24 protein-coding genes are annotated in these 23,022 nt (G+C 62.1%); 17 read left to right on the forward strand and 7 right to left on the reverse strand.

Going from position 1 to position 23,022, the window contains the following annotated elements; genetic code table 11:
• The coding region (locus tag EN749_RS02590; protein WP_245491236.1) for a porin at positions 1-917 on the forward strand (917 nt) is incomplete at its 5' end.
• A gap of 392 nt (positions 918-1,309) precedes the next feature.
• On the opposite strand, the gene EN749_RS02595 is transcribed toward EN749_RS02590, so the two are convergent.
• Positions 1,310-2,983: a tetratricopeptide repeat-containing sulfotransferase family protein gene (locus EN749_RS02595; RefSeq protein ID WP_127321258.1), complete on the reverse strand. Its 1,674-nt coding sequence runs from the start codon at positions 2,981-2,983 to the stop codon at positions 1,310-1,312.
• A 119-nt stretch (positions 2,984-3,102) separates the two neighbouring features.
• On the opposite strand from EN749_RS02595, the gene EN749_RS02600 reads away from it, so the two are divergent.
• Positions 3,103-4,215 (forward strand): pyridoxal phosphate-dependent aminotransferase, encoded by a 1,113-nt coding sequence (locus EN749_RS02600; RefSeq protein WP_128362513.1) that lies wholly within the window; start codon positions 3,103-3,105, stop codon positions 4,213-4,215.
• A gap of 36 nt (positions 4,216-4,251) precedes the next feature.
• Here the strand turns inward: EN749_RS02600 and EN749_RS02605 are convergent, their stop codons facing one another.
• Positions 4,252-5,244, reverse strand: a complete 993-nt coding sequence (locus EN749_RS02605) for a helix-turn-helix domain-containing GNAT family N-acetyltransferase (protein WP_128362514.1) — start codon at positions 5,242-5,244, stop codon at positions 4,252-4,254.
• A gap of 160 nt (positions 5,245-5,404) precedes the next feature.
• On the opposite strand from EN749_RS02605, the gene EN749_RS02610 reads away from it, so the two are divergent.
• From EN749_RS02610 to EN749_RS02645, 8 genes are all read left to right on the forward strand, one after another.
• Positions 5,405-5,689: an acylphosphatase gene (locus tag EN749_RS02610; protein ID WP_128362515.1), complete on the forward strand. Its 285-nt coding sequence runs from the start codon at positions 5,405-5,407 to the stop codon at positions 5,687-5,689.
• Positions 5,690-5,748: 59 nt separating this feature from the next.
• Complete coding sequence (locus tag EN749_RS02615; RefSeq protein ID WP_127321262.1) at positions 5,749-6,399, forward strand: TetR/AcrR family transcriptional regulator; 651 nt, start codon at positions 5,749-5,751, stop codon at positions 6,397-6,399.
• A gap of 61 nt (positions 6,400-6,460) precedes the next feature.
• Positions 6,461-7,624 (forward strand): isovaleryl-CoA dehydrogenase, encoded by a 1,164-nt coding sequence (locus tag EN749_RS02620; protein ID WP_127396810.1) that lies wholly within the window; start codon positions 6,461-6,463, stop codon positions 7,622-7,624.
• Positions 7,625-7,626: 2 nt separating this feature from the next.
• Positions 7,627-9,234, forward strand: a complete 1,608-nt coding sequence (locus EN749_RS02625) for a carboxyl transferase domain-containing protein (protein ID WP_127810904.1) — start codon at positions 7,627-7,629, stop codon at positions 9,232-9,234.
• Positions 9,235-9,429: 195 nt separating this feature from the next.
• The gene (locus EN749_RS02630) at positions 9,430-9,798 is read left to right on the forward strand and encodes a hypothetical protein (protein WP_127269365.1); all 369 of its coding nucleotides are present in this window, start codon (positions 9,430-9,432) and stop codon (positions 9,796-9,798) included.
• 39 nt (positions 9,799-9,837) lie between these two features.
• Positions 9,838-10,209: a hypothetical protein gene (locus tag EN749_RS02635; RefSeq protein WP_127322446.1), complete on the forward strand. Its 372-nt coding sequence runs from the start codon at positions 9,838-9,840 to the stop codon at positions 10,207-10,209.
• A 69-nt stretch (positions 10,210-10,278) separates the two neighbouring features.
• Complete coding sequence (locus EN749_RS02640) at positions 10,279-10,623, forward strand: hypothetical protein (protein WP_236382870.1); 345 nt, start codon at positions 10,279-10,281, stop codon at positions 10,621-10,623.
• A 52-nt stretch (positions 10,624-10,675) separates the two neighbouring features.
• The gene (locus EN749_RS02645; protein ID WP_128362516.1) at positions 10,676-12,658 is read left to right on the forward strand and encodes an acetyl/propionyl/methylcrotonyl-CoA carboxylase subunit alpha; all 1,983 of its coding nucleotides are present in this window, start codon (positions 10,676-10,678) and stop codon (positions 12,656-12,658) included.
• A gap of 89 nt (positions 12,659-12,747) precedes the next feature.
• On the opposite strand, the gene EN749_RS02650 is transcribed toward EN749_RS02645, so the two are convergent.
• A complete protein-coding gene (locus EN749_RS02650) occupies positions 12,748-13,869 on the reverse strand; it encodes an ABC transporter substrate-binding protein (RefSeq protein WP_127810906.1) in 1,122 nt (373 codons plus the stop codon).
• 392 nt (positions 13,870-14,261) lie between these two features.
• The gene (locus EN749_RS02655) at positions 14,262-14,528 is read right to left on the reverse strand and encodes a sel1 repeat family protein (RefSeq protein ID WP_013532614.1); all 267 of its coding nucleotides are present in this window, start codon (positions 14,526-14,528) and stop codon (positions 14,262-14,264) included.
• 448 nt (positions 14,529-14,976) lie between these two features.
• Between EN749_RS02655 and EN749_RS02660 the strand changes: the two genes are divergently transcribed.
• The 5 genes from EN749_RS02660 (at position 14,977) to EN749_RS02675 (ending at position 18,631) form a co-directional block, all read left to right on the forward strand.
• Positions 14,977-15,318 carry a DUF2147 domain-containing protein gene (locus EN749_RS02660; protein ID WP_127398834.1) on the forward strand — a complete coding sequence of 114 codons (342 nt, stop codon included), beginning with the start codon at positions 14,977-14,979 and terminating at the stop codon, positions 15,316-15,318.
• A gap of 223 nt (positions 15,319-15,541) precedes the next feature.
• The gene (locus EN749_RS37565; RefSeq protein WP_023812838.1) at positions 15,542-15,700 is read left to right on the forward strand and encodes a hypothetical protein; all 159 of its coding nucleotides are present in this window, start codon (positions 15,542-15,544) and stop codon (positions 15,698-15,700) included.
• A gap of 39 nt (positions 15,701-15,739) precedes the next feature.
• Positions 15,740-15,934 carry a hypothetical protein gene (locus tag EN749_RS02665; protein WP_127292634.1) on the forward strand — a complete coding sequence of 65 codons (195 nt, stop codon included), beginning with the start codon at positions 15,740-15,742 and terminating at the stop codon, positions 15,932-15,934.
• A gap of 116 nt (positions 15,935-16,050) precedes the next feature.
• Positions 16,051-17,514 carry an AMP nucleosidase gene (locus tag EN749_RS02670; RefSeq protein WP_245466279.1) on the forward strand — a complete coding sequence of 488 codons (1,464 nt, stop codon included), beginning with the start codon at positions 16,051-16,053 and terminating at the stop codon, positions 17,512-17,514.
• Positions 17,515-17,584: 70 nt separating this feature from the next.
• Positions 17,585-18,631, forward strand: coding sequence for an endonuclease/exonuclease/phosphatase family protein (locus EN749_RS02675; RefSeq protein ID WP_128362517.1), 1,047 nt, complete (start codon positions 17,585-17,587; stop codon positions 18,629-18,631).
• Positions 18,632-18,635: 4 nt separating this feature from the next.
• Here EN749_RS02675 and EN749_RS02680 read toward each other — a convergent pair whose 3' ends face one another.
• The 3 genes from EN749_RS02680 to EN749_RS37570 all read right to left on the reverse strand — a co-directional run bounded on the left by EN749_RS02680 (position 18,636) and on the right by EN749_RS37570 (position 21,253).
• The gene (locus EN749_RS02680; RefSeq protein WP_127810909.1) at positions 18,636-19,235 is read right to left on the reverse strand and encodes a DUF922 domain-containing protein; all 600 of its coding nucleotides are present in this window, start codon (positions 19,233-19,235) and stop codon (positions 18,636-18,638) included.
• 128 nt (positions 19,236-19,363) lie between these two features.
• Positions 19,364-21,043, reverse strand: coding sequence for an electron transfer flavoprotein-ubiquinone oxidoreductase (locus tag EN749_RS02685; RefSeq protein ID WP_128362518.1), 1,680 nt, complete (start codon positions 21,041-21,043; stop codon positions 19,364-19,366).
• 63 nt (positions 21,044-21,106) lie between these two features.
• Entirely contained in the window at positions 21,107-21,253 is a 147-nt protein-coding gene (locus EN749_RS37570; RefSeq protein ID WP_155930595.1) for a hypothetical protein, read from the reverse strand.
• A 10-nt stretch (positions 21,254-21,263) separates the two neighbouring features.
• Here EN749_RS37570 and EN749_RS02690 point away from each other — a divergent pair, with 10 nt between their 5' ends.
• Positions 21,264-21,908 carry a hypothetical protein gene (locus EN749_RS02690; protein WP_127810911.1) on the forward strand — a complete coding sequence of 215 codons (645 nt, stop codon included), beginning with the start codon at positions 21,264-21,266 and terminating at the stop codon, positions 21,906-21,908.
• Positions 21,909-22,151: 243 nt separating this feature from the next.
• Entirely contained in the window at positions 22,152-23,021 is an 870-nt protein-coding gene (locus EN749_RS02695; RefSeq protein ID WP_164873876.1) for a uracil-DNA glycosylase, read from the forward strand.
• Position 23,022: the final 1 nt, after the last annotated feature.

A 23,022-nucleotide genomic window follows, 5' to 3' on the forward strand; every position in this document is an offset into this window, starting at 1 on the left:
GTGCAAAAGCGGCGGATCACCAGGATGGTGATGACCACAATACCTGGCTGAAGAATACCCGCTTCACGCTGAAGACCTGGACCGGCCAGGAGACCGAACTCGGCACCTTGAAGACCTACACCGAGACCCGCTTCAACTTCGGCGACGACAACGCTTTCGAGGACGTCAACGCCGCCCATAACCGGGACGTCTCGCTGAACTTCGCCTGGATCCAGCTTGGTGGTCTGCGCGTCGGTAAGGACGAATCGGCCTTCGACACGTTCGTCGGCTACGCCGGCAACGTCATCAACGACACGCTCGTTCCCTACGGCGATTTCGACACCAACGTCGTCCAGTACTACTTCGATGCTGGCAACGGCTTCTCGGCCGTCGTCTCGCTGGAAGAAGGTAACGCCAATGACACGATCGACAGCTATGTTCCGCATGTCGTCGGTGGTGTGAAGTACACGCAGGGCTGGGGCGCCATCACCGGTGTGGTCGCTTATGACAGCAACTACGAAGAAGTGGCCGGCAAGGTTCGCCTGGATGTGAATGTCTCCAACGAACTCTCGCTGTTCATCATGGGCGGCTACGGCTCGGACGATAACCTCAACGACAACCTCGGCAATCATGTCGACGCCAATGGTCGCGGCTTCTACAAGATGTGGGGTGGCAATTGGGCAGTGTGGGGCGGTGGTACCTACAAGTTCAACGAAAAAACCTCGTTCAACGCTCAGGTGTCTGCTGACGATTGGAAGAACGTCGGTGTTGCCGCGAACATCGCCTATGACGTTGTTCCGGGCTTCACCGTCACGGCCGAAGTCGACTACCTCCACGCAGGCCGATTTGGCGATGTCAACTATGTCAACCCATCGTTCACACCGGCCGACAAGAAGAACAGCATCGGCGGTCTCCTCCGCTTCCAGCGCTCGTTCTAATATATTTCGATTGTCGAAATCGAAACCCGGCGGGCAACCGCCGGGTTTTTTCATGCCGGATTTCCAAGGGACTCGTCAAAATGCAGCTGTACTGCCCGCAGCGGAGCCTCTGCACTTCTTGAATGTTTGGCCAACGGTAGCCTGCCGACGAGGCGGAGCCCTGACAGGTCCGGCAACCAGGGCTATTAGCCAGTCCGGCAGCGCCGGAGGTTCGCGATCAAGCGCTTCGAGCGTCGGCCAGCAGAAAATAGTCGACCAACCGAGCGATTGCGTTTGGTACCATCGGGTGCGAAATCACGCACATCCCTGCGCTTCTTCAGCCTCGATTTCAGCAGTGCCAACGAAACTCGAGGAGACGTGCGCGCATGAGAGGCACACCAGACTCGTTTGAATTACGCGTCCGCCAAGTCGCCCAAAGCATCGATTAGTGGCTGGATCTCGCCTTCATAATTCTTCCACCGCTTGACGGACGATTTGTAGATCGGTTGGCGAACCTGCCAGCGGCTGGGCGTGTTGACCGAACCGTCCCTGTCGAAAAAACGCAGGCATGCATCATCCCAGGGCAGCCCAAGGTAATCTATGAGGCGGCGTGACTGCGCCTCCTGATCCTCGACCAGCGTTTCGTAGCGGTTTTCGAAGATAAGGCCCGGAAAAACCTCGTTCCAATGGCGCATCAGTCGGTCATACTCGCGATAGTACAGACCTAGTATTCGCAAATCAGTATTGTAGCTGTGTCCTTTGTTGAAGCTCTGGACAAAGCAAGAGACGCAATTGTCGATGGCGTCACGGCGACAATGAATGATGCGCGCGTTGGGAAAGAGAAGACCGATAAGGCCGATCATTTCAAAATTGTGCGGCATCTTGTCCACCACGCGAAGCGCGGCAGGCGCCCACTCCCTAAGGTAGGACAGATGCTCTTCCGCCAGTGTTCTGGACAGATCTTGCGTGACCGACATGACCGGCCGGCTCAAATCGCCGGCCGATGAGGTTTTAAGGCCGATTGCATTGGCGACCCGCCTTAATTTGTTAAGCTCGCCTGCCCCTTGAACATCGGGATGGCTGGCGCAGATCTGTTCCGTGAGCGTTGTGCCCGACCGCGGCATACCGACCACGAACACAGGCACTTCGGAAGGATTTCCATAGCCGGCCCTGGCCGCCAGAAAGTCCGGCGTGAAGGTTTCAATCAGGGAGTCGATCCAGCGGCGATACAGATTGATGTCGAAGGTGTAGCCGGAGGCCCGTTTGCCCCTATTGAAATGGTCGAATGCCTCACTGTAGCGCTTGAGGTCGTTCAGTACCTTGCCGGCAGCGTGATGGAGCTTGTAAGCACCGTCCGGATCAAGCTTGGGATTGCCGAGTTCACGCAGGATGGATTGGAGTTCCTCCGGCTCTTCGGTGAATTTTTTCGTCTGTACGAGGTCGTGGTAGGCAGCCGGCACGTCGACGCGACGTCCGATTGCTTCTTTCAGAAAGGCGGCGGCCTCATCCATGCGCCCCAGGCCGCTGAGCGCGCTGGCCAGCCCCGCCCGCACTTTGGGATGATCGCGGTTGATCTTGAGCGCTTTCTCGTAAAGCGGCAAAGCCATGTCGGGTTTGTCAAACTTGGTGTAGGCGCGCCCCAGTGCACAAAGCACTTCGATAAGTCGGGGCTGCAGTTCCAAAGCATACAGCATATGCTTGATGGCTGGCGAGTATTCGCTGACCTTCACATAGGCCTCGCCGAGGCTGAGGTGGTAGTAAGGGTTTTTAGGTTCCTCGCCGACCGCCCGCGCGAAATATCGCAAGGCCATCTCGTCATCGTAACGCTGGTACAGGGTCCCCAGGATGTACAGAGCGAGCGGATGGTTTGGCGTGCGCGCCAGCACCCGAAGGCACAGGTCCTGAGCCTCGTCGAGCCGCTGGGCCTGCTGAAGGGCATAGGCCTGGTTCAGCAGCGCTTCGTCGGCCTGCGCTCGCGATTGAGCGTTTCCTTGGCTCACTGTCAGCTTGAGTATCGGCCCCTTCGCTTTCGGCGCGGGTCCGGGCTTGATGTGCTTTGACCAAGCAGGCGGGAGACGGTTGTTCATGATATCTCGCTAGCAAAAAGAGCCGGATGAATCCAGCGTTACGGATCTGCCCAGCGGCAACTTGCACCGCCCCATCCGGCGCGCTAGCAAGAAGGCCCTTTTCAAGCGAGCTTTCCACCATGCACCAGCGCCCTCCCCTCATGCCACTCATCGCGGCGCTTCCCTCGACGGTGCCGTTTGTCGGCCCCGAAGCGCAGGAGCGCGAGCGTGGCCGCGCTTTCCGCGCCCGGATCGGCGCCAATGAGAGCAGCTTTGGTCCCTCGCCGCGCGTTACCGCCCGGATGGCCGAGATCGCCGGCGACATGTGGATGTATTGCGATCCCGACAATCACGATCTCAAGGTGGCGGTTGCCGGCCATCACGGCCTAGAAGCCGAGAACGTCGTTGTCGGCGAAGGCATAGATGGCCTGCTCAGCCTGGTGGCACGCATGTATGTCGCGCCTGGTGACGCGGTGGTTACGTCGCTCGGCGCTTATCCGACCTTCAACTTCCACATTGCCGGTGTCGGCGGGCGGCTGGTGACAGTCCCTTACGAGAACGACCGGGAAAGCCTGGATGGCCTGCTGGCGGCGGTGCGCAAAGACAAGGCCCCGCTGGTCTATCTCTCCAACCCCGACAATCCAATGGGTAGCTGGTGGGAGGCGAGCGAGATCATCCGCTTCATCGAGGCGCTGCCGCAAACCACCATGCTGGTGCTCGACGAGGCCTATGGCGAACTCGGACCGGCTTCGGCGCTGCCGCCGATCGATATCTCCAGGCCAAACGTCATCCGCATGCGCACCTTCTCGAAGGCGTACGGGCTGGCGGGCATACGCTGCGGCTATGCGATCGCCGAGGCCCAGGTGATCCGCGACTTCGAGAAGATCCGCAACCATTATGGCGTCAGCCGCATGGCGCAGATCGCCGGCGTCGAGGCGCTCGCCGATCAGGACTATCTGCAAAGCGTGGTGGCGCGGGTCGCGGCCGGTCGCCGACGCATCGCCGGCATTGCCGAGGCAAATGGCCTGAAGCCGCTGGCGTCGGCGACCAACTTCGTCACCATCGATTGCGGCGGCGATGGCGCTTTCGCGCTGAAAGTTCTGCAAGGTCTGCTGTCACGCGACGTCTTCATCCGCAAGCCGATGGCGCCACGGCTCGACCGCTGCATTCGCGTCAGCGTCGGCCTCGACCATGAACTCGACATCTTCGCCGATGAACTTCCGGGCGCTTTGGCGGCAGCGCGGGGAAACTAGTATCCGGTTGTAGGCAAGCCAGAATCACAAGGCACGCTACAAATTCATTTCCCAGGTCTGGCCGGTCAGATCCTTGCCGAAGCTGTGGTGGTGCTCCTGCGAGACCAGCCTGAAGCCGGCACGTTCGTAGATCGCGCGCGCGGCGACGAGGATGTCGTTGGTCCACAGCACCAGCTTGGTGTAGCCGCAAGCCCGGGCCTGGTTCACGCATTCCGCGACCAGTCGTTTGCCGATGCCGAGGCCGCGCGCCGACGCCTCGACATGCAGCATTCTCAGCTTGGCCATTTCGTCGTCCTGATGAACCAGGAACACCGCGCCGACCGGCTCACCACCGCGCTCTGCGATCCAGCAGAAATCGCGGCCGGGCACAAAATTGCGAATGAAATCGGCGCCGATCTCGGCGAGCATGGCCTCGAACTCGATCGTCCAGCCATATTCCTCGGCATAGAGTTGGGCCTGGCGCTGCACGACCCAGCCGACATCGCCGACGCGATGCGGCCGCAACGTCACCTCGCTGCTGTCACGGGTGGGATCGCCCAGCAATTCCCCCGCCTTGCGCAAGGCGCTGCGCAGTTCATGCAACCTGTCGTCGGGAACGCTTTCGATCAGCCGCGCCGTGTCCCGATCGGCCGCCGCCTGCAGTCTGGCAAGCGCTGCCTCGCCCCGTGAGGTCAGCGAGAGGACCCTTCGGCGCCGGTCAGCCGGGTCCGTTCTGGCCTCGGTCAGCCCCTGGCCCGCAAACTTGCGCAGGATCCGCGTCAGATAGGCGGCATCGACACGCAACTGTCTTGATATTTCGGAGGCCGCCGGGCCATTCTCCAGCCGAAAAGCCCCAGCCAGGAAACCTCGCTCGCCCGCGATTTCGGCGGAAGCCGGGTTGCTGCGGTGACCCAGTTCGAACAGCACGCGCGCCTCAGTCAAAGTGAATGCACTTTGTGTCAGCGTCTCGTCGAGAAGGCCGACGGTGCGCGTGTAGAAGCGATTGAAGCGCCTGACATCGGCCACCAATGCGTTGCGTTCGTCCAACATCCGCAGCCACTCCTAAGGCAGCCGTATTTTCCAAAATTAGTGGACGGAGTCAATTAAATTTTGAGCCAGAGAGGCCAGCCATTGCGCTCGCGCGCAGTTCCCAGGTTGCATTCCTCACGCCACGCGCCAGATTCAAAACGAGACAGGCTTGGAGAGATTCATGGCTGATCGTCGCAGGGAAGTGCTGACGCGGGTCTACGGCAATGTGCAAGGCGTCGGCTTCAGGGCCTGGGCTCGGGATCAGGCCACGAGCCTTGGCCTTGCGGGCTGGGTCCGCAATGAGGCGGATGGGTCTGTAACGGCCCAGATCGCTGGGCTCGATGAGGCGGTCTCGACAATGATCGAGCGCCTCTGGAAAGGGCCGGCCGGGGCTTCGGTCTCCAGGGTCGACGTCGAGGACCTGGCAACACAACACGTTCTTGTCGGGTTCAGGATCATTGCCTGAGCGCGCCGCCTTGAATTAATCGAACGTTCGTTTTATTATCACTCCACAGAGGAGCTGACATGGCGCGCACGACCGGATCCGATGGCGAAAAGACCGAAGCGACCATCCGTGGGGCGGCGGTCAACCTCATCGCGCGGTTTGGCTACGAAGCAATGTCAATGCGCCAGCTTGCCGCCGAGGTCGGCGTCCAGGCGGCCGCGCTCTACCGCTATTTTCCAACCAAGGAAGAGCTTCTGTTCACGCTGATGCGCGAGCACATGGAGGGTCTGGCCACAGCATGGGAAGCAGCCCGCCCGGCGGACGCAGATTCGGCGCAACTGCTCTCGGCCTATGTGCGCAATCACATCGCCTTTCATATCGAGCGACGGCACGCCACGCATGTGTCGAACATGGAATTGCGCAGCCTGTCGCCCGAACGGCTGACGCAGATCCTGCGCATGCGCACTGCCTACGAAAAGGAACTGCGCACTATTTTACGCGATGGTGCCGAGACGGGCACCTTCAGCATCGACGACACCGGGCTGACGGCGATGGCGCTGATCCAGATGATGACCGGCGTCATCGTCTGGTTTCGGCCGGGCGAGCGGCTATCGATCGCCGAAGTCACGGCGACATATCTTTCAATGACAATGCGCCTGGTTGGCGCGAGGATCGGTACCTACAGCGCCGCGCGTCCCTTCGGACGCGCAAAGGACGCTGTAGCATTTTGATTTTGCGCATGACCCCGAAAATCAAAGTCGATTTTCGGGGTCATGCGCGGGGAGGAACGGCATGTACACGAACACACTCAGCTTCGGGCATGACGAGGAGATCGAGGCGCTGCGCGACTTGGTGCGGCGCTTCGCCCAGGACCGGATCGCTCCGATCGCCGCCGACATCGATCGCTCGAACGAATTTCCGGCGCATCTGTGGGGTGAACTCGGTGCGCTCGGCCTGCTCGGCATCACGGCCGATCCCGATTTCGGCGGCAGCGGCATGGGCTATCTCGCGCATGTGATCGCCGTCGAGGAAATCTCGCGCGCTTCGGCCTCGGTCGGCCTCTCCTATGGTGCTCATTCCAATCTCTGCGTCAACCAGATCAACCGCTGGGGAACGCCAGCGCAGAAGGGAAAATTCCTGCCGCCACTGTGCTCGGGCGAGCGGGTCGGCGCGCTGGCGATGTCGGAACCCGGCGCCGGCTCGGACGTCGTCTCGCTCAAGCTGCGTGCCGAAAAGCGCAACGACCGCTACGTGCTCAACGGCACCAAGATGTGGATCACCAACGGGCCTGACGCCGAGACCCTGGTCGTCTACGCCAAGACCGACCCGGACCTGAAATCGCGCGGCATCACCGCCTTCATCGTCGAGAAAGCGATGGCCGGGTTTTCCGTGGCGCAAAAGCTCGACAAGCTCGGCATGCGCGGCTCCAATACCGGCGAACTGGTTTTTTCGGATGTCGAAGTGCCGTTCGAAAACGTGCTGCACGAGGAGGGCCGTGGCGTCGAGGTGCTGATGTCGGGCCTCGACTATGAGCGCACCGTGCTTGCCGGCGGCCCGATCGGCCTGATGGCGGCATGCCTCGACGTGGCGATCCCCTACGTGCATGAGCGCAAGCAGTTCGGCCAGGCGATCGGCGAGTTCCAGCTGGTGCAAGGCAAGCTGGCCGACATGTACACGGTGATGAATGCCGCGCGCGCCTATGTCTATGCCGTTGCCGCCGCCTGCGACCGCGGCCAGACGACACGCAAGGACGCCGCCGGCTGCGTGCTGTTTGCCGCCGAGAAGGCGACGCTGATGGCCCTCGACGCCATCCAGCTGCTTGGCGGCAATGGCTATATCAACGACTATCCGACCGGCCGCCTGCTGCGCGACGCCAAGCTCTACGAGATCGGCGCCGGCACCAGCGAAATCCGTCGCTGGCTGATCGGGCGCGAGATCATGGCCGAGGGGGTGTAGGTATGGCCACATTGCAAACCCAGATCTCTCCTTCCTCCGAGGCATTCCGCGCCAATGCCGAGCGCATGCGGGCGCTGGTCGCCGACATTGCGGAGAAGGCGGCGGCCGTCGAGCGCGGCGGCTCGGAGGAAGCGCGCGAGCGGCATGTTTCGCGCGGCAAGCTGTTGCCGCGGGAGCGTCTCGCCCAGTTGCTCGACACCGGCTCGCCCTTCCTCGAGATCGGCCAGTTCGCGGCATGGTCGATGTACGGCGAGGAGATCTCTTCGGCCGGCATGATCGCCGGCATCGGCCGCGTCGAAGGCACCGAAGTCATGGTCGTCGTCAACGACGCCACGGTGAAGGGCGGCACCTACTATCCGCTGACCGTGAAGAAGCATTTGCGGGCGCAGGAGATCGCGCTGCAGAACAATCTGCCTTGCATCTACCTCGTCGACAGCGGCGGCGCCAACCTGCCCAACCAGGACGAGGTGTTTCCCGACCGTGAGCATTTCGGCCGCATCTTCTACAACCAGGCCAACATGTCCGCCGCAGGCATTCCGCAGATCGCCTGCGTCATGGGTTCCTGCACGGCGGGCGGAGCGTATGTGCCGGCGATGTCCGACGAGACGATCATGGTGCGCAACCAGGCGACCATCTTCCTCGGCGGTCCGCCGCTGGTGAAGGCGGCCACTGGTGAAGACGTCAGCGCCGAGGATCTCGGCGGCGCCGATGTGCACACGCGGCTTTCCGGTGTTGCCGACCACTATGCACTCGACGACGACCATGCGCTCGCCATTTGCCGACGCATCGTCAAAAACCTGAATCGGAACAAGACTGTAAGTCTGAACTTACAGAAATCGATTCCGCCGCTTCATCCCGCGGATGAACTGTACGGCATCGTGCCTACCGACCTGCGCCAGCCCTATGACGTCCGCGAGGTGATCGCGCGCATCGTCGACGGTTCCGAATTCGACGAGTTCAAGCAGAACTACGGCACCACGCTGATCACCGGCTTTGCCCATCTGCATGGCATGCCGGTCGGCATCATCGCCAACAACGGCGTGCTGTTTTCCGAAAGCGCTGTGAAGGGCGCGCACTTCATCGAGCTGTGCTGCCAGCGTAAGATCCCGCTTGTCTTCCTGCAGAACATCACCGGCTTCATGGTCGGTCGAAAATATGAAGCAGGCGGCATCGCCAAGGACGGCGCCAAGCTGGTGATGGCGGTCGCCACCGCCAGGGTGCCGAAGATGACTGTCATCATCGGCGGTTCGTTCGGCGCCGGCAATTACGGCATGTGCGGCCGCGCCTATTCGCCGCGCTTCCTGTGGATGTGGCCGAACGCCCGCATCTCGGTGATGGGCGGCGAGCAGGCGGCAACGGTGCTTGCCATGGTCAAGCGCGAAGGCATCGAGCGCAAGGGCGGAGAATGGAGCGCCGAGGAAGAGGCGAAATTCAAGAAGCCGATCCTGATGAAATACGAGCATGAGGGCCATCCGCTCTATTCGTCCGCACGCCTCTGGGACGACGGCATTATCGACCCTGCGAAGACGCGCGACGTGCTGGCGCTCAGCCTGTCCGCTGCGCTCAACGCCGAAATCGAGGACACGCGCTTTGGCGTGTTTCGGATGTGAGAATGGACGGTCAACTTCGACGGCCAAACGGCGGAACTATAGCGGCAGGCCGTTGCTGCCGTGCGAAAAGGCTGAACTGTATGGGCCAATCGATTCATCAGCATAAGCGGCTTCGATTCTCAAACAGTGAACTGGCGGCGAGGCAAAATATTCGCTACTGCTTATCCAGCATGGGGCAATGGGGACGGGCTGAAAATGAAACTGAAATATTGCCAGGGAACGGCTGCTTCGATACTTTCTGTATTTCTAATATTAACAGCGACCGACGCCGGCTCGGCGGAATCGCTCGCAGGACGCAAGGGAGACGTGCGTTTTCCGCCGACCTTGGGTTCGGGCGAATGCAACGTTGCCTACAAGGGTTATGTCGCGGCGAGCGGTCATTCGGCCTACGCTACAACCTTTTATTCGCGTGTCGTCGACCTCTACATTGTCTGCGGGACGAAGCTCAACGCGCCGTCCCAGAAGGCGGCGGAAGAGACGGCGCTGCGCAATTGCCAAGCCGGCTTGACACGGTGGAAGCTCAAGACCGCGAGTGGCGGCTGCGCAATCTCGTCATCGAAATAAGCAACCAGCCGAGACTTTTTTGCGAATGGGGGAAGCAGTATGAAATCCTGGACCTGCAAAGGAGCAGCCACCTCTATAGTGGCAGGCTTGCTGATCGTGGCGGCCCCCACCGCCGCCATGGCCGGATCGCTGGCAGGCAGCAAGGGCGACGTGCGCTACCCAGTGACCATCCCTATAGGAACCACCGGGGGCTGCGGGAAGGCTTACGCAGCGTATCTCGCAGCCGCAGGCCATTCGGCTTTCGCGGCGACGCCAATCGTTCCGGCGACCGAGTACTTCGTTTGCGGCGTGAAGCTGAATGCATCGTCGCAGAAGGCGGCTGCGGAACTGGCACTGAAATCCTGTCAGGCCAGCAAAAGCAAATACAAGGTTACCGTTGCCGGCGCCTGCAGCATCGCCGCGTCCAAATAGGCCGGAAAACGCCCGGTTTTTCTCGTTGGGTAAGACAAGATGAAATCCACGAATTCCAGGCGAACAGCCATGGCGATATTGGCCGGATTGCTGACGGTCGCCGCGTGCGGCGCGGGCATGGCCGGCTCACTCACTGGAAGCGAGGGAGACAAGCGTTTCCCGCCGTACCTGCCGCGAAATCCCAAGGATCCCTGCACCAAGACCTACAAGGCCTATGTCGCGGCCGGTGGCCATTCAGCGTACGCAACCACGCCCTACGCGCGGATAATGTCGTCGTACATAGTTTGCGGCGGTCACCTCAACGCACCATCTCAAAAGAGGGCCGAAGAGTTGGCGATGAAATCCTGTCAGTCAACCCGCGGCCACTACAAGGTCACGACCGGCGGCGCCTGCGAGATCGCTGCCTCCAAATAGGCTGGCGCCTGCCAGAATGGCGCTGCTGCCCGAGGCAAAACCGGGAGGCTCCATGTTCGCCAAGATCCTGATCGCCAATCGCGGTGAGATCGCTTGCCGTGTCATCCGGACGGCGCGCAAGATGGGTGTGCGCACTGTCGCCGTCTATTCGGATGCCGATGCGAGATCCCTGCATGTCGAGATGGCCGACGAGGCGGTGCATATCGGCCCCTCGCCCGTCGGCGAAAGCTATCTGCGCGGTGACAAGATCATCGCCGCGGCCCTGGCAACGGGCGCACAAGCCATTCACCCCGGCTACGGCTTCCTGTCGGAAAATCCCGATTTCGTCGACCAGGTGGTGGCGGCGGGGCTGATTTTCATCGGCCCGTCGGCGGCCTCGATCCGGGCCATGGGGTTGAAGGACGCGGGCAAGCGGCTGATGGAAAAGGCCGGCGTGCCGGTCGTGCCGGGCTACCATGGCGAGGCGCAGGAAATCGTGCTGCTTGCCTCCAAGGCACGCGAGATCGGCTATCCCGTGCTGATCAAGGCGCGCGCCGGCGGCGGCGGCAAGGGCATGCGCCGGGTCGAGCATCCCGATGAGTTTTCCGAGGCGTTGTCCAGCGCGCGGCGCGAGGCGAAAGCCGCGTTCGGCGACGACCGCGTGCTGGTCGAAAAATATGTCGACAAGCCGCGCCATATCGAGGTGCAGGTGTTCGGCGACAATTTCGGCAATGTGGTGCATCTCTACGAGCGCGACTGCTCGGCGCAGCGCCGCCACCAGAAGGTGATCGAGGAATCGCCCGCGCCCGGCATGACCGAGGCTTTGCGTAAGGCGATGACGGATGCGGCGGTGAAGGCCGCCAAGGCGATCAATTATTCAGGCGCCGGCACCATCGAGTTCATCGTCGATGCCTCGCAGGGCCTGAAAGCCGACCGCTTCTGGTTCATGGAGATGAACACCCGCCTGCAGGTCGAACATCCGGTCACCGAAATGGTGACCGGCACCGATCTGGTCGAGTGGCAGTTGCGGGTCGCCAGCGGCGAAAAGCTGCCGAAGACGCAAAGCGAGATCGCGCTCGTCGGCCATGCCTTCGAGGCGCGCATCTATGCCGAGGACGCGACGAAAGGTTTTCTGCCGGCAACGGGCACGCTGCACCATCTGAAATTTCCAGACGCGGCCTCCGAATGCGCCACGATGCGCATAGAGACAGGCGTGCGGGCGGGTGACGCCATCTCGCCCTATTACGACCCGATGATTGCCAAGCTGGTCGTCCACGCCACGGACCGTCAGGGGGCTCTGGGAGCGCTTGGCGCGGCGCTATCCCGGACCGAGATCGCCGGCTCGACGGTCAACACCGCCTTTCTCGCCGCTCTGGCCGCCGATCCGGATTTCGCTGCAGGCGATGTCGACACCAGCCTGATTGGCAGACACCAAGAAACCTTGACGACCGTCCCGCCTTCGAGCGACGAAACCATTGCTGCCGCCGCCCTTGCGGCCTCCGGGGCCGGAGCATCGCCGTCATCCGACGATCCGTGGTCGTCGCTTGTCGGCTATGCCCATTTCCACAGCGTGGCGCGACGCACATGGCTGAAGTTCGGCGAAGACGATATCGCGGCGAAGGTTTCGGTGCGGGCGGACGGACGATTCCAGGTCGCGCTGGACAAACCCTATGGCGACACCAATTCGCATGATTTTCGCGCCACGCCGCGCCTCGCCCGCTGGCCAGGCCATATCACCGTGTTCGAAGGCGCCGTCGGCTACACCTTCGCCGTGCCGGACCCGTTGGCACGGGCCGATGAGGCGGCGGCAAGCACCGGCAGCCTGCGTGCGCCGATGCCGGGATTGGTCAAGCTGGTGCGCGTGGGAAAAGGCGATACGGTGATCAAGGGCCAGCCGCTGCTGATCCTCGAGGCGATGAAGATGGAGCACACCATCGCCGCGCCGCATGACGGCGTGATCGCCGAGATCGCCACAGAGGGCGCACAGGTCACCGACGGAACGGTGCTGGTGCGGTTCGTCGAGGAGCACAACGCCGCGACCACAGCAGTGAGCTGACGGTTCGGAAGGCCACGACAGGGGAAGCAAAAAAATGGCCGGGATGAACCCGGCCATTTCTCTATGCCATCCAGTCGCCAGGGTGGCGATTACTGCGCGATCGGCGCGTATTTGCCGTCATGCCACTGGTTGATGTCGTAGCTGGCATTCTTGAGGTCGCCCTTCTCGTCGAAGGTGACATCACCGACAACGGTGCTGATCGGCGTACCGTTCTTCAACGCTTCGGCAACCTTGGCCGGGTCGTCGCTGCCGGCACGCTTGATGCCTTCGGCGAAAGCCTGGATGGTGGCGTAAGAGAACAGCGTGAAACCCTCCGGCACGAAACCGCCGGCCTTGATCTTCTCGACGGCTGCCTTGGCTTCCGGCTTTGCCTGCGGATCCGACGGGAAGACGAACATGGTGCCCTCGCCGGCCGGGCCGGCAACCTGCCAGAATTCCGGCGAGGCGATGGAGTCCGGCATGATCAGCTGGAACTTCAGGTTCTGTTCCGCCGACTGACGCAGGATCAGGCCGGCTTCAGGATGGTAGCCGCCGAAATAAACAACGTCGGCTTTCAAATCCTTGAGCTTGGTGACGAGAGCCGAATAGTCCTTCTCGCCAGCGTTGATGCCGTCATAATAGACCTCCTTGAGGCCGCCGGCATTCATCGTTGCCCTGACGGCGTCAGCCACGCCCTGTCCGTAGGCGCTCTTGTCATGCAGGACGACGACATTCTTGCCGGCAAACTTCTTGGCGATCCATGGGCCGATGAAGGCGCCCTGCGCATCGTCACGCGTGTAAAGGCGCATGATCGTCGGCCAGCCGGCCTTGGCTGCCGCATCGGTCAGCACCGGGTTTGACGAGGCCGGGCTCATCATCAAGGCGCCGGCTTCGGCATAGACAGCCGAGGCCGGAATGCTGGAACCCGAGCAGGCATGGCCGTCGATGAACTTGACGCCATCGGCGACGACGCGGTTGGCAACCGACACGGCCTGCTTGGGATCGCATTGGTCGTCTTCGATGCTCAGCTTGATCTGACGACCGTCGACACCGCCCGCGGCGTTGATCGCATCGGCGGCAGCCTGTGCGCCCTGCTTGAACTGATCGCCGATGGTGGCGAGCTGTCCTGTCATCGGGCCCACCACCGCAAAGGTGATGTCGTCTGCGAGTGCGACCGGCGTGCTCAACATCAGGCCGAATATGGCCGCGTTCAAAATACTCAATTTTTTCATGATGGTAGAACTCCTCCACTCACGCGCGGCCGCCCCGGCCGCGCTTCTTCCAGAGAGGCCGGACAATTTCACCCTTCATTGAGCCTGTCTAGGCGCATTGGCGCCGCTCGATTGGGCCTGCAAGACGTCATCCACGCAAAAAGCCACGCCAGCCTTGTTCCGGCTGGTCGCGGCTTTTTTGCCCGTCGAGCAATCTCCAGGCGCCCCCGCGCCTAAAAATCCGCTCAGCTTCCCTGTGTCGCGCACGACTGGGCCTTGCGGCCTGCCGCGTTCTTTCCCTTGCCTTCGTGACCGTCTTGCGCGGCCTTCAATTTCGCCGGGTCTGGCCGTCTGTGCGGCCTTGATCCCGGAGCTTCCCTGTCTTCGATGGATCTGTCTGCGATTGGCAGATTTCAGTGCATGGTCATCCATTCGCGGGCTTCGCGCAGCGCCGTGGCGATCTCGACCTTCGACATGGCGGCCGACAGTTCCGAGCGCAGCTCGGCGGCGCGGGCCGAGCCCTTGATTGCGGCGATGTTGAACCATTTGTGGGCGGCAACCACATCGGTCTCGCAATCGCGGCCGGTCGCATACATCATGCCCAGTTCGAAAAGGATGTCGGCCTGAGCAGTTGCTCCCATGGCGCCGAAACCTGCTTCAAGCATTTCAAAACGTGCCATTTCAATCCCCTGTTTTCCGGCCCTGTCAGGCTCCCGAGAGCTGCCTTCTTTCGTCTTGCCGGCTGCTCTTCCGATGCTTTCGAGAATGCCGTGCAGGCTTGAATCCGTCGTTAAATGGCGTGCTTAATTTGAGGAAAACAAAGCTAAAACAAGAGGTAAACGCCGAAATTCGTTAAGGATACAAACCCAGCAATTCAGCCTGCTTGCCTCAAATTTGACGAAAGTTTTCTCGCGCGGGGGCAAGACTTCGCTAACCACGGCAGACAAAGGCGATGCGCCGATCGTTTCATTTCATCGTCGAGGAGGCGCTTTCAGGCGGCTGCAAAATCCCAAAGTCTTCCGCTACGGCACCGCTTTTGTTTTGCCGGGAGCTGGATTAGCTTACGTTTGCGTAAGCGGCAGACCGGCGAGGCGGAGCATCCGGCCGGACATCCACAGGGAGGAAGACATGTTTCGAAAACTGAGCCTGGCCCTTGCGGCCACATTGATCGTGGCGAGTGCGGCATGGGCCGATCCGATCGAAGGCAATTGGAAGACGCAGGCCGGCGAAACCGCGGCCATCGCCGCCGGCAGCTCGTTTTCCATCACGCTCAAGTCCGGGAAATATGCCGGCAAGACCATCGGCTCGCTCAAGGCGACAGGCGACAACAAATATGCCGGCAACATCACCGATCCGGCAAACGACAAGACCTATTCGGGCAAGGCGACATTGTCGGGCAGCTCTCTCAAGATGAGCGGCTGCGTGCTCGGCGGACTGATCTGCAAGAGCCAGACCTGGCACAAGCTCTGATCGACCACCCTTACGACATGAGGACGGGGCCCCAGCGGGCCCCGTTTTCGTTTTGTCGACACATCCTGCACCGGTGATGCTCGATACCCGCCGGCGGCTATCCAAACCGACGCCGGCGCCGTCGAAACCCCGTCAATCATCTTGAACGGCAGATGAACGCCGGCATCAGAGCCGGTTCAGTTGCATCAGGGCATTCTCCGGCGTGTTGAAGGAGACCGACCCGATGCTTGCTCGCCGCTTCACCATCGTCTGCCTGCTGGTGAGCCTGTTTGGAATGTTCTTCGCCATCCTCGTCGCCGAAGCGGGCCGTCCGGCCCGCGCCTGGGACGAAGCCAGTTCCAGAACCTGCCGCCTCGCCTGCCCCACCCATCTTCGCAACTGAACAAAGAACCAAGACCTCGAAAAGAAAAGCTGAAACACCATGAACCGCATCGCCGCCAACGCTCTCAAGACCCTTCGGCTTCTGCCGCGGGCGGCGCTTATCCTGGCGGTTCTGGCCGCTCCGGTTCTGGCCGTGCCGATGATGCGCTCAGATGCCGGCTCGACGATCGACGCACCAGCCCTGAAGAAGTCCGGCGTCGGCTTTGTGCTCCTGGTCAGCCTGCAGCGCGGTTGAAGAAAAACGGCGCGTTGGCCGCCTTCGGTCGCGACACCCCTCCCAAGTGCCGATCCAAGTCTCTATATTGAGCCATGGAAAAGCGAATCTACCCACAAGCCATCGAATCTGTCGTCATGCCGGAGCCTTTTGGCCGGCAAAGCTTTGATAGCGCCGAGAAAGCCGTCAAGGCACTGCAGGCGCTTTACGACCGCAACACCAAATTCCTGCGCGACTCGTTCGCAGAGCTGGCGGCAGCAGGCGGCGACAATGGCAAGCGCTACCGGGCCTTTTATCCGGAGATCGGTGTCACCACCAACTCGTTCACCCAGATCGACTCGCGCCAGGCCTATGGCCATATGCCGACGCCCGGGCATTTTTCCACCACCATCACCCAGCCGGGCCTGTTCGAAAGCTACCTCGTCGAGCAGTTGCGCCTGATCATGCGCAATCATGGGGTTGCGGTCACGGTGTCGGAATCGACCACACCCATCCCGCTGCATTTCGCCTTCCTTGAAGGCACCCATGTCGACGGCGCGACGGCAGAGCGCATCAAGCGGCCGATCCGCGACCTGTTCGACGTGCCGGATCTCGATGGCACCGACGACCAGATCGCCAACGGCACCTTCGAAGTCGCCTTCGGCGAGCCGAGGCCTCTGGCGCCCTTCACGGCGCAGCGCATCGATTATTCGCTGCACCGGCTGTCGCACTATACGGCAACCACGCCGCAGCAGTTCCAGAACTTCGTGCTGTTCACCAATTATCAGTTCTACATCGACGAGTTCGTCGCCCGCGCCCGCGACCTGATGGCCAATGGCGGCGGCGGATACACGGAGTTCGTCGAGCCGGGTAATGTCATCACCAAGAGCGGGCAAAGCGCGCCTAGCGAAGGCGTTGCACCGCCGCGCCTGCCGCAGATGCCGGCCTATCACCTGAAGAAATCGGGACATGGCGGCATCACCATGGTCAATATCGGCGTCGGGCCCTCCAACGCCAAGACCATCACCGACCATATCGCGGTGCTGAGGCCGCATGCCTGGGTGATGCTCGGCCACTGCGCCGGCCTGCGCAACACCCAGGCGCTGGGCGACTATGTGCTGGCGCATGCCTATGTGCGCGAGGACCATGTGTTGGACGACGATCTTCCGGTCTGGGTGCCGATCCCGCCGCTGGCCGAGATCCAGGTGGCGTTGCAGGAAGCCGTCGCCGAAGTCACCGGCCTTTCCGGCTACGACCTGAAGCGCATCATGCGCACCGGCACCGTCGCCACCATCGACAATCGCAACTGGGAACTGCGCGACCAGCGTGGCCCGGTACAGCGTCTGTCGCAATCTCGCGCCATCGCACTCGACATGGAATCGGCGACCATCGCCGCCAATGGCTTCCGCTTCCGCGTTCCCTACGGCACGCTGCTGTGCGTTTCGGACAAACCGTTGCATGGCGAGTTGAAGCTGCCCGGCATGGCGACCGAATTCTACAAGCGCCAGGTGGCGCAGCACCTGACCATCGGCATCAGGGCGATGGAGAAGCTCGCGGAAATGCCGATGGAGCGGTTGCATTCGCGCAAGCTCAGAAGTTTTTCGGAAACGGCGTTCCAGTAGGCCGATGCCACGCATCGAGGCGGCATTTCTCATCTTGATTGGGCCGCATTTCTGCCGATAAGCAGGCGGCATGGAGAGAGCGAGCCTCGGGACATTGCTGATTTCGGTTGCATTCCTGGCAATGCTGGCCTGTTCGATCGCGCTGGTGGCCGGGTTTTTCGGAACGCTGCATCCCGCCTTCGATTCCTTCTCGCATTTCCGCGTCCACCTTGCCGTGCTGATGGCGCTTTGCGCGCTGCCGCTGCTGGCCACGACATTTCGCCTGCAGGCGGCCGTGGCACTGCTTTTTGCCGTGGCGGCCTTCGCCACCACTTCCGGGTCGCTGTCCTTTTCCCGCCTGTGGCCGGTTCAGGCCGCCTATGAAGCCAAGAACGAAGACCGCGCAATCTACAAGCTGCTGCAGATGAACCTGCGCTACGACAATCCGACGCCGAAGAAGGTGCTGTCGCTGATCGGCCGGACCAATCCCGACGTGATCACCCTCGACGAGGTATCGGCGATGTGGGCGACCGAGCTTGGCTATATCAGCAGCGCCTATCCATACCGGATCCTCTGTCCCTATCCCAACGGCATATTCGGCGTCGCGTTGCTCTCGCGGAGGCCCTTTGCCGCGGGCACCGAGGCGCGTTGCGAAAGGCGCGGCGCCATGGCGACAGCGACCGTCGACTTCGGCGGCATCGACGTCGATGTCGCGGCGATCCACCTCAGTTGGCCGTGGCCACGCGAGCAGTACTGGCAGATCGGCGAATTGACGGAGCCGCTTTCCGCGCTCGGCGAGACGGCCATCATGGCGGGCGACTGCAATGCCGCGCCATGGAGTGCCGCCGTGCGGCGGGTCGCGGCGCTTGGCGGGCTGACCGTGATGCCGTCCGCCGGCCCGACCTGGATCCACATCAAGCTGCCGGACTTCCTGCGGCGCTTCGCCGGCCTGCCGATCGACCAGGTTTTCAGCAAGGGCGGCGTGACCATCCATTCCGCGACACGGCTGGAGGACACCGGCTCGGATCACCTTCCGGTCATGGTGGAGTTCTCGCTCAGGCTGAACCAGCAAAAGCCGCTCGATGAACATGAAACCGCGACCGCGGCCATAAGCCAGACCGGCAAGACGCCAGGCTGAAGGATCAGGGCCTGACCAAAGCGATGACGAGATGCTGGACATGGCCGCCATCGCGATGCTCGCGCGCATCGAAAGCGAGCTGCTTGGCCTCATATGCGGCATTGGTGGCCTTGATACGTCGCTGTGCCTCGCGACGTGTCTTGTAGCAGAACCGGTCGTCGGCAATCCTGAGGCCGGAGATCGATCTTTCCGTGGCCTGCATCATCTCCCTGGCGATACGGCCATGGGTTTCCTCATGGGCGCGGACGCCGGCGAAGAACCGCGTCCATCGCTTCCGGAGCGTCGGCGTGGTGGCCGAGGCGACACGCGGAAACGTATAGAAGAGATTGAGCGTGCCGTTGGCGCGCCGCAAGCGGCAAACGCCATTGTCCTGGCTGGTGTCAAGGTCCCAATCCACTGCGTAGCCGGTCAACGCGATGGCGTGCGTCATGAAGCCGTGCTTCGGCCCCTTGCGGTCCATAGCCTGCATCAGCGCCAGCCCCGTGGTCCCGGTGATGTCGTAGGTCCGCGTCTTGACCACCACCCTGGTGCCGGCCGAGGCCGCCGAAGCCAAACCGAACAGCGCACCGATCGCCACAAGGCATGCCAGAACCGCCAGGCGCATTGGCCATCTCCTTATCGTCAAGGAATGGAACCATAAGCGCGCGGCAGTTTCAACAGTCCTAATGTTTCACATGCGACGGGAGACCCGAGCCGTCGTCGGGTCCTTTGCACGCTGTGGCCGGCGCGGGCCTACATGCCCTGGTAGACCGGGCCTTCTCCGCCTTGCGGCGGCACCCAGTTGATGTTCTGGTTCGGGTCCTTGATGTCGCATGTCTTGCAGTGGACGCAGTTCTGCGCGTTGATGACGAAGCGCACATCCTTGGCCGTGGGATCGGCGGCGGCATTGCCGTCCTTGTCGACCCACTCGTAAACCCCGGCCGGACAGTAGCGCGTCGAGGGGCCCGCAAAGACATCGTGCTCGGAACGTTTCTGCAGTTCCATGTCGCCGACAAGCAGGTGGACCGGCTCGTTTTCCTCGTGATTGGTGTTGGACAGGAACACCGAGGACAGCCTGTCGAAGGTCAGCACGCCATCTGGCTTCGGATAGGCGATCTTCTTGTGCCGGGCGGCAGGCTCGAGCGTCGCATAGTCGGCCTTGCCATGCTTCAGCGTGCCGAAGGGCGAGACACCGAACAGCGTGTTCAGCCACATGTCGAGGCCGCCGAGGCCGACACCGACGATCGTGCCGAAGCGCGACCACAGCGGCTTGACGTTGCGCACCTTCTTCAAATCCTTGCCGATGTCGGTCGCGCGCCAGGCTTCCTCGTAGGAAGCGAGTTCGTCGTTGGCGCGCCCGGCACCGATCGCCTCGGCGACATGCTCGGCCGCCAGCATGCCGGACAGCACGGCATTGTGCGAGCCCTTGATGCGCGGCACGTTGACGAAGCCCGCCGCACATCCCATCAGCGCACCACCGGGGAAGGAGAGTTTCGGCACCGACTGCCAGCCGCCCTCGGTGATGGCGCGCGCGCCATAGCCGAGGCGCTTGGCGCCGTCGAAAGTCCCGCTGATCGCCGGATGGGTCTTGAAGCGCTGGAATTCCTCGAAGGGCGACAGATAGGGGTTCTTGTAATTGAGGTGGAGGACGAAGCCGACCGCCACCTGATTGTCCTCGAGATGGTAGAGGAACGAGCCGCCGCCGGTCTTCAAGTCAAGCGGCCAGCCGAAGGAATGCTGGACCAGGCCCGGACGGTGGTTCTCCGGCTTGACCTGCCAGAGTTCCTTCAGGCCGATGCCGTATTTGCCCGGTTCGCGGCCATCGGAAAGCTTGTATCTGGCGATCAACTGCTTGGCGAGCGAGCCGCGAGCGCCCTCCCCGATCAGCACATATTTGCCCATCAGCGCCATGCCGGGTGCGAAACCCGGACCGTGCGTTCCGTCCTTCTCGACGCCCATGTCGCCGGTGACGACGCCGGTGACGGCGCCTTGCTCATTGTAGAGCAGGCCGGCGGCGGCAAAGCCCGGATAGATCTCGACACCGAGCGCTTCGGCCTTGGTCGCCAGCCAGCGGCAGACATTGCCGAGCGAGACGATGTAGTTGCCATGATTGTTCATCAGCGGCGGCATCAGCATGTTGGGCAGGCGAAACGAGCCGGCAGGACCAAGGACCAGGAAATGGTCCGATGTGACCCGCGTCTTGAAGGGATGGCCGTCCTCGTCGCGCCAGCCCGGCAAGAGCCGGTCGATGCCGATCGGATCGACAACGGCGCCGGAGAGGATATGGGCGCCGACCTCACCGCCTTTCTCCAGGACGACGACCGAAAGCTCGGGATTGACCTGCTTGAGGCGGATGGCGGCGGCGAGGCCCGCCGGTCCGGCACCGACGATAACCACGTCGAATTCCATGCTTTCGCGTTCGATGTCGCTCATCAACCCCTCCGCACTGGCTTATCCCATTCGGGTATCTTGCTGGCTCCCGCGCTGCATAGCGCATCAATTGACGACAGGAAACCGGCGCATACGTGACAATGCCGTTTTGGCCAAAAAGTCGCGCATTGCGAGGCTGGAAGACTGCTTTTCGCCCGGCATTGCCTGCGAGGCGCGCGTTTTTAATTGTTCGACGGCTTGCTTATCGGCCATACTTCACGCCATGCGCATTCCTGGGCCAGCCGGCTTTTCATCGACGCGCTTTCTTTTCCCGCCCGGCCGGATCCGCCGGGCGCTCCTTTTGGCCCTTCTGATGCTGGCGCCGCATCTCGCTGCCGCCGACGAAGTGAAGGTCTGGGCGGCAGGCGCCTACTCCTTCTCCGACGAGCTTGGCGGCTTCCGCATCACCGGCGCCTCGGGCATCGGGACGAAGGATGATCCGTTCGTCATCACCGAAGAACTGAATTCGTCAACGCCGGTGACGCTGACGATCCGCACGACAAAGCCGATCCAGGCCTTCGGCAAGGCCGGCGAATTCGCCAACGGCATGATGTATATGCGCATCGAGGTGCTCAACAACAGCGGCCAGGCCTGGGTCGAATTCCAGTTCGAATTGCAGGAGATCCTGAATCGGCCGAGCGTGTTCGGCGACGGGCTTTCCTTCGACCAGCGCAACAAGACGCCGGACAATATCTTATCGAGCAATTTCGCCGATTTCGATCGCGATTTCGAACCCTATGACCGGCTGCTGTTCAGGAATGGCAAGGTCGACCCGCTGAAAACCGCCAGGTTCGAATTCCTGATGACTGATTACACACCGCGATGGACCTTCTATCTGGTGCAGGATCCGCGCATACCAACGGGGTAGAGAAGCGGACGCGGGGACGCGCGCTCCCCCCTCGAGGGGGAAATGTTGCCGAAGGCGACAGAGGGGGTCGGCACGACCGGACGCGACTCCCCTTCGCCGACAGAGGAGGCTGGCGCTCTACGCGCGGCGACCCCCTCTGGCCTGCCGGCCATCTCCCCCTCAAGGAGGGAGATCAGCTTTCACCGCCGCTTTCGCCAATCACCGATGTTGCAAATCGCCTCTCGGCAGACGAATGTGCCAGGCATGACTGCCGCCTCCCCCAACAACCGATCCGACATTGCCGACCTGCTGGCCTTTTATGCCAGCGTGGGGGTCGACGAGGCGCTTGAAGACCAGCCCGTGAACCGGTTTGCCGAGGTTGCGCCAAAGCCCATGGAGCGCGCGGCGGCGTCTTCGGGCGATATCGCCCCACCGCAGCGTTCGACGAATATGTCTCGCCCCGAACCAGGTGACAGATCAAGTGCGCCGCCGGTTGCGCGCCCAACGTCGGCCACCGTTCCCGACGAAGCGCAGGCGGCACTTGCCCGCCAATTGGCGACCACAGCAACGACGCTGGACGAGCTTCGCCAGCACATGGCGGCATTCGAAGGCTGCAATCTCAAGGCCACCGCCAAAAGCCTGGTGTTCGCCGACGGCAACCCGGAAGCCGCCGTGATGCTGGTCGGCGAGGCACCCGGCCGCGATGAGGACATCGAGGGCCTGCCCTTCGTCGGCCGATCGGGCCGGCTGCTCGACCGCATGCTGGCGGCGATCGGGCTCGACCGTACTTCAGTCTATATCGCCAATGTCATTCCCTGGCGGCCGCCGGGCAATCGCACGCCGACGCCGCACGAAACCGAGATCTGCCGGCCGTTCATCGAGCGGCAGATCGAACTGGTCAATCCGAAGGTGCTGATCAACCTTGGCGGCCCGTCAGCCAAGACCTTGCTCAACACCTCGGAAGGCATATTGCGGCTGCGCGGCAACTGGCGCGCCCACACGACGGCGTCCGGCATCGCCATCCCGGCCATGCCGACGCTGCATCCGGCCTATCTCCTGCGAACCCCGTCGCACAAGAAGCTGGCGTGGCGGGATTTTCTCGAAGTCAAGGCGAAGCTGCGCGCACTTGGGTGAT

The sequence above is a fragment of the Mesorhizobium sp. M7A.F.Ca.ET.027.02.1.1 genome (assembly GCF_004022985.1).
In the GTDB taxonomy this organism is placed as follows: Bacteria; Pseudomonadota; Alphaproteobacteria; order Rhizobiales; family Rhizobiaceae; genus Mesorhizobium.

What these genes read in the sequence shown, in the direction of transcription:
- EN749_RS37570 (WP_155930595.1), bottom strand. Translation starts at nt 21,253, where the DNA reads ATGGCCGATAAGCAAGCCGTCGAACAATTAAAAACGCGCGCCTCGCAG.
- EN749_RS02655 (WP_013532614.1), bottom strand. Translation starts at nt 14,528, where the DNA reads ATGGCACGTTTTGAAATGCTTGAAGCAGGTTTCGGCGCCATGGGAGCA.
- EN749_RS02640 (WP_236382870.1), top strand. Translation starts at nt 10,279, where the DNA reads ATGGCGATATTGGCCGGATTGCTGACGGTCGCCGCGTGCGGCGCGGGC.
- EN749_RS02595 (WP_127321258.1), bottom strand. Translation starts at nt 2,983, where the DNA reads ATGAACAACCGTCTCCCGCCTGCTTGGTCAAAGCACATCAAGCCCGGA.
- EN749_RS02665 (WP_127292634.1), top strand. Translation starts at nt 15,740, where the DNA reads ATGAACCGCATCGCCGCCAACGCTCTCAAGACCCTTCGGCTTCTGCCG.
- EN749_RS02680 (WP_127810909.1), bottom strand. Translation starts at nt 19,235, where the DNA reads ATGCGCCTGGCGGTTCTGGCATGCCTTGTGGCGATCGGTGCGCTGTTC.
- EN749_RS37565 (WP_023812838.1), top strand. Translation starts at nt 15,542, where the DNA reads ATGCTTGCTCGCCGCTTCACCATCGTCTGCCTGCTGGTGAGCCTGTTT.
- EN749_RS02610 (WP_128362515.1), top strand. Translation starts at nt 5,405, where the DNA reads ATGGCTGATCGTCGCAGGGAAGTGCTGACGCGGGTCTACGGCAATGTG.
- EN749_RS02670 (WP_245466279.1), top strand. Translation starts at nt 16,051, where the DNA reads ATGCCGGAGCCTTTTGGCCGGCAAAGCTTTGATAGCGCCGAGAAAGCC.
- EN749_RS02615 (WP_127321262.1), top strand. Translation starts at nt 5,749, where the DNA reads ATGGCGCGCACGACCGGATCCGATGGCGAAAAGACCGAAGCGACCATC.
- EN749_RS02695 (WP_164873876.1), top strand. Translation starts at nt 22,152, where the DNA reads ATGACTGCCGCCTCCCCCAACAACCGATCCGACATTGCCGACCTGCTG.
- EN749_RS02600 (WP_128362513.1), top strand. Translation starts at nt 3,103, where the DNA reads ATGCACCAGCGCCCTCCCCTCATGCCACTCATCGCGGCGCTTCCCTCG.
- EN749_RS02645 (WP_128362516.1), top strand. Translation starts at nt 10,676, where the DNA reads ATGTTCGCCAAGATCCTGATCGCCAATCGCGGTGAGATCGCTTGCCGT.
- EN749_RS02675 (WP_128362517.1), top strand. Translation starts at nt 17,585, where the DNA reads ATGGAGAGAGCGAGCCTCGGGACATTGCTGATTTCGGTTGCATTCCTG.
- EN749_RS02690 (WP_127810911.1), top strand. Translation starts at nt 21,264, where the DNA reads ATGCGCATTCCTGGGCCAGCCGGCTTTTCATCGACGCGCTTTCTTTTC.
- EN749_RS02685 (WP_128362518.1), bottom strand. Translation starts at nt 21,043, where the DNA reads ATGAGCGACATCGAACGCGAAAGCATGGAATTCGACGTGGTTATCGTC.
- EN749_RS02630 (WP_127269365.1), top strand. Translation starts at nt 9,430, where the DNA reads ATGAAACTGAAATATTGCCAGGGAACGGCTGCTTCGATACTTTCTGTA.
- EN749_RS02620 (WP_127396810.1), top strand. Translation starts at nt 6,461, where the DNA reads ATGTACACGAACACACTCAGCTTCGGGCATGACGAGGAGATCGAGGCG.
- EN749_RS02635 (WP_127322446.1), top strand. Translation starts at nt 9,838, where the DNA reads ATGAAATCCTGGACCTGCAAAGGAGCAGCCACCTCTATAGTGGCAGGC.
- EN749_RS02660 (WP_127398834.1), top strand. Translation starts at nt 14,977, where the DNA reads ATGTTTCGAAAACTGAGCCTGGCCCTTGCGGCCACATTGATCGTGGCG.
- EN749_RS02650 (WP_127810906.1), bottom strand. Translation starts at nt 13,869, where the DNA reads ATGAAAAAATTGAGTATTTTGAACGCGGCCATATTCGGCCTGATGTTG.
- EN749_RS02625 (WP_127810904.1), top strand. Translation starts at nt 7,627, where the DNA reads ATGGCCACATTGCAAACCCAGATCTCTCCTTCCTCCGAGGCATTCCGC.
- EN749_RS02605 (WP_128362514.1), bottom strand. Translation starts at nt 5,244, where the DNA reads ATGTTGGACGAACGCAACGCATTGGTGGCCGATGTCAGGCGCTTCAAT.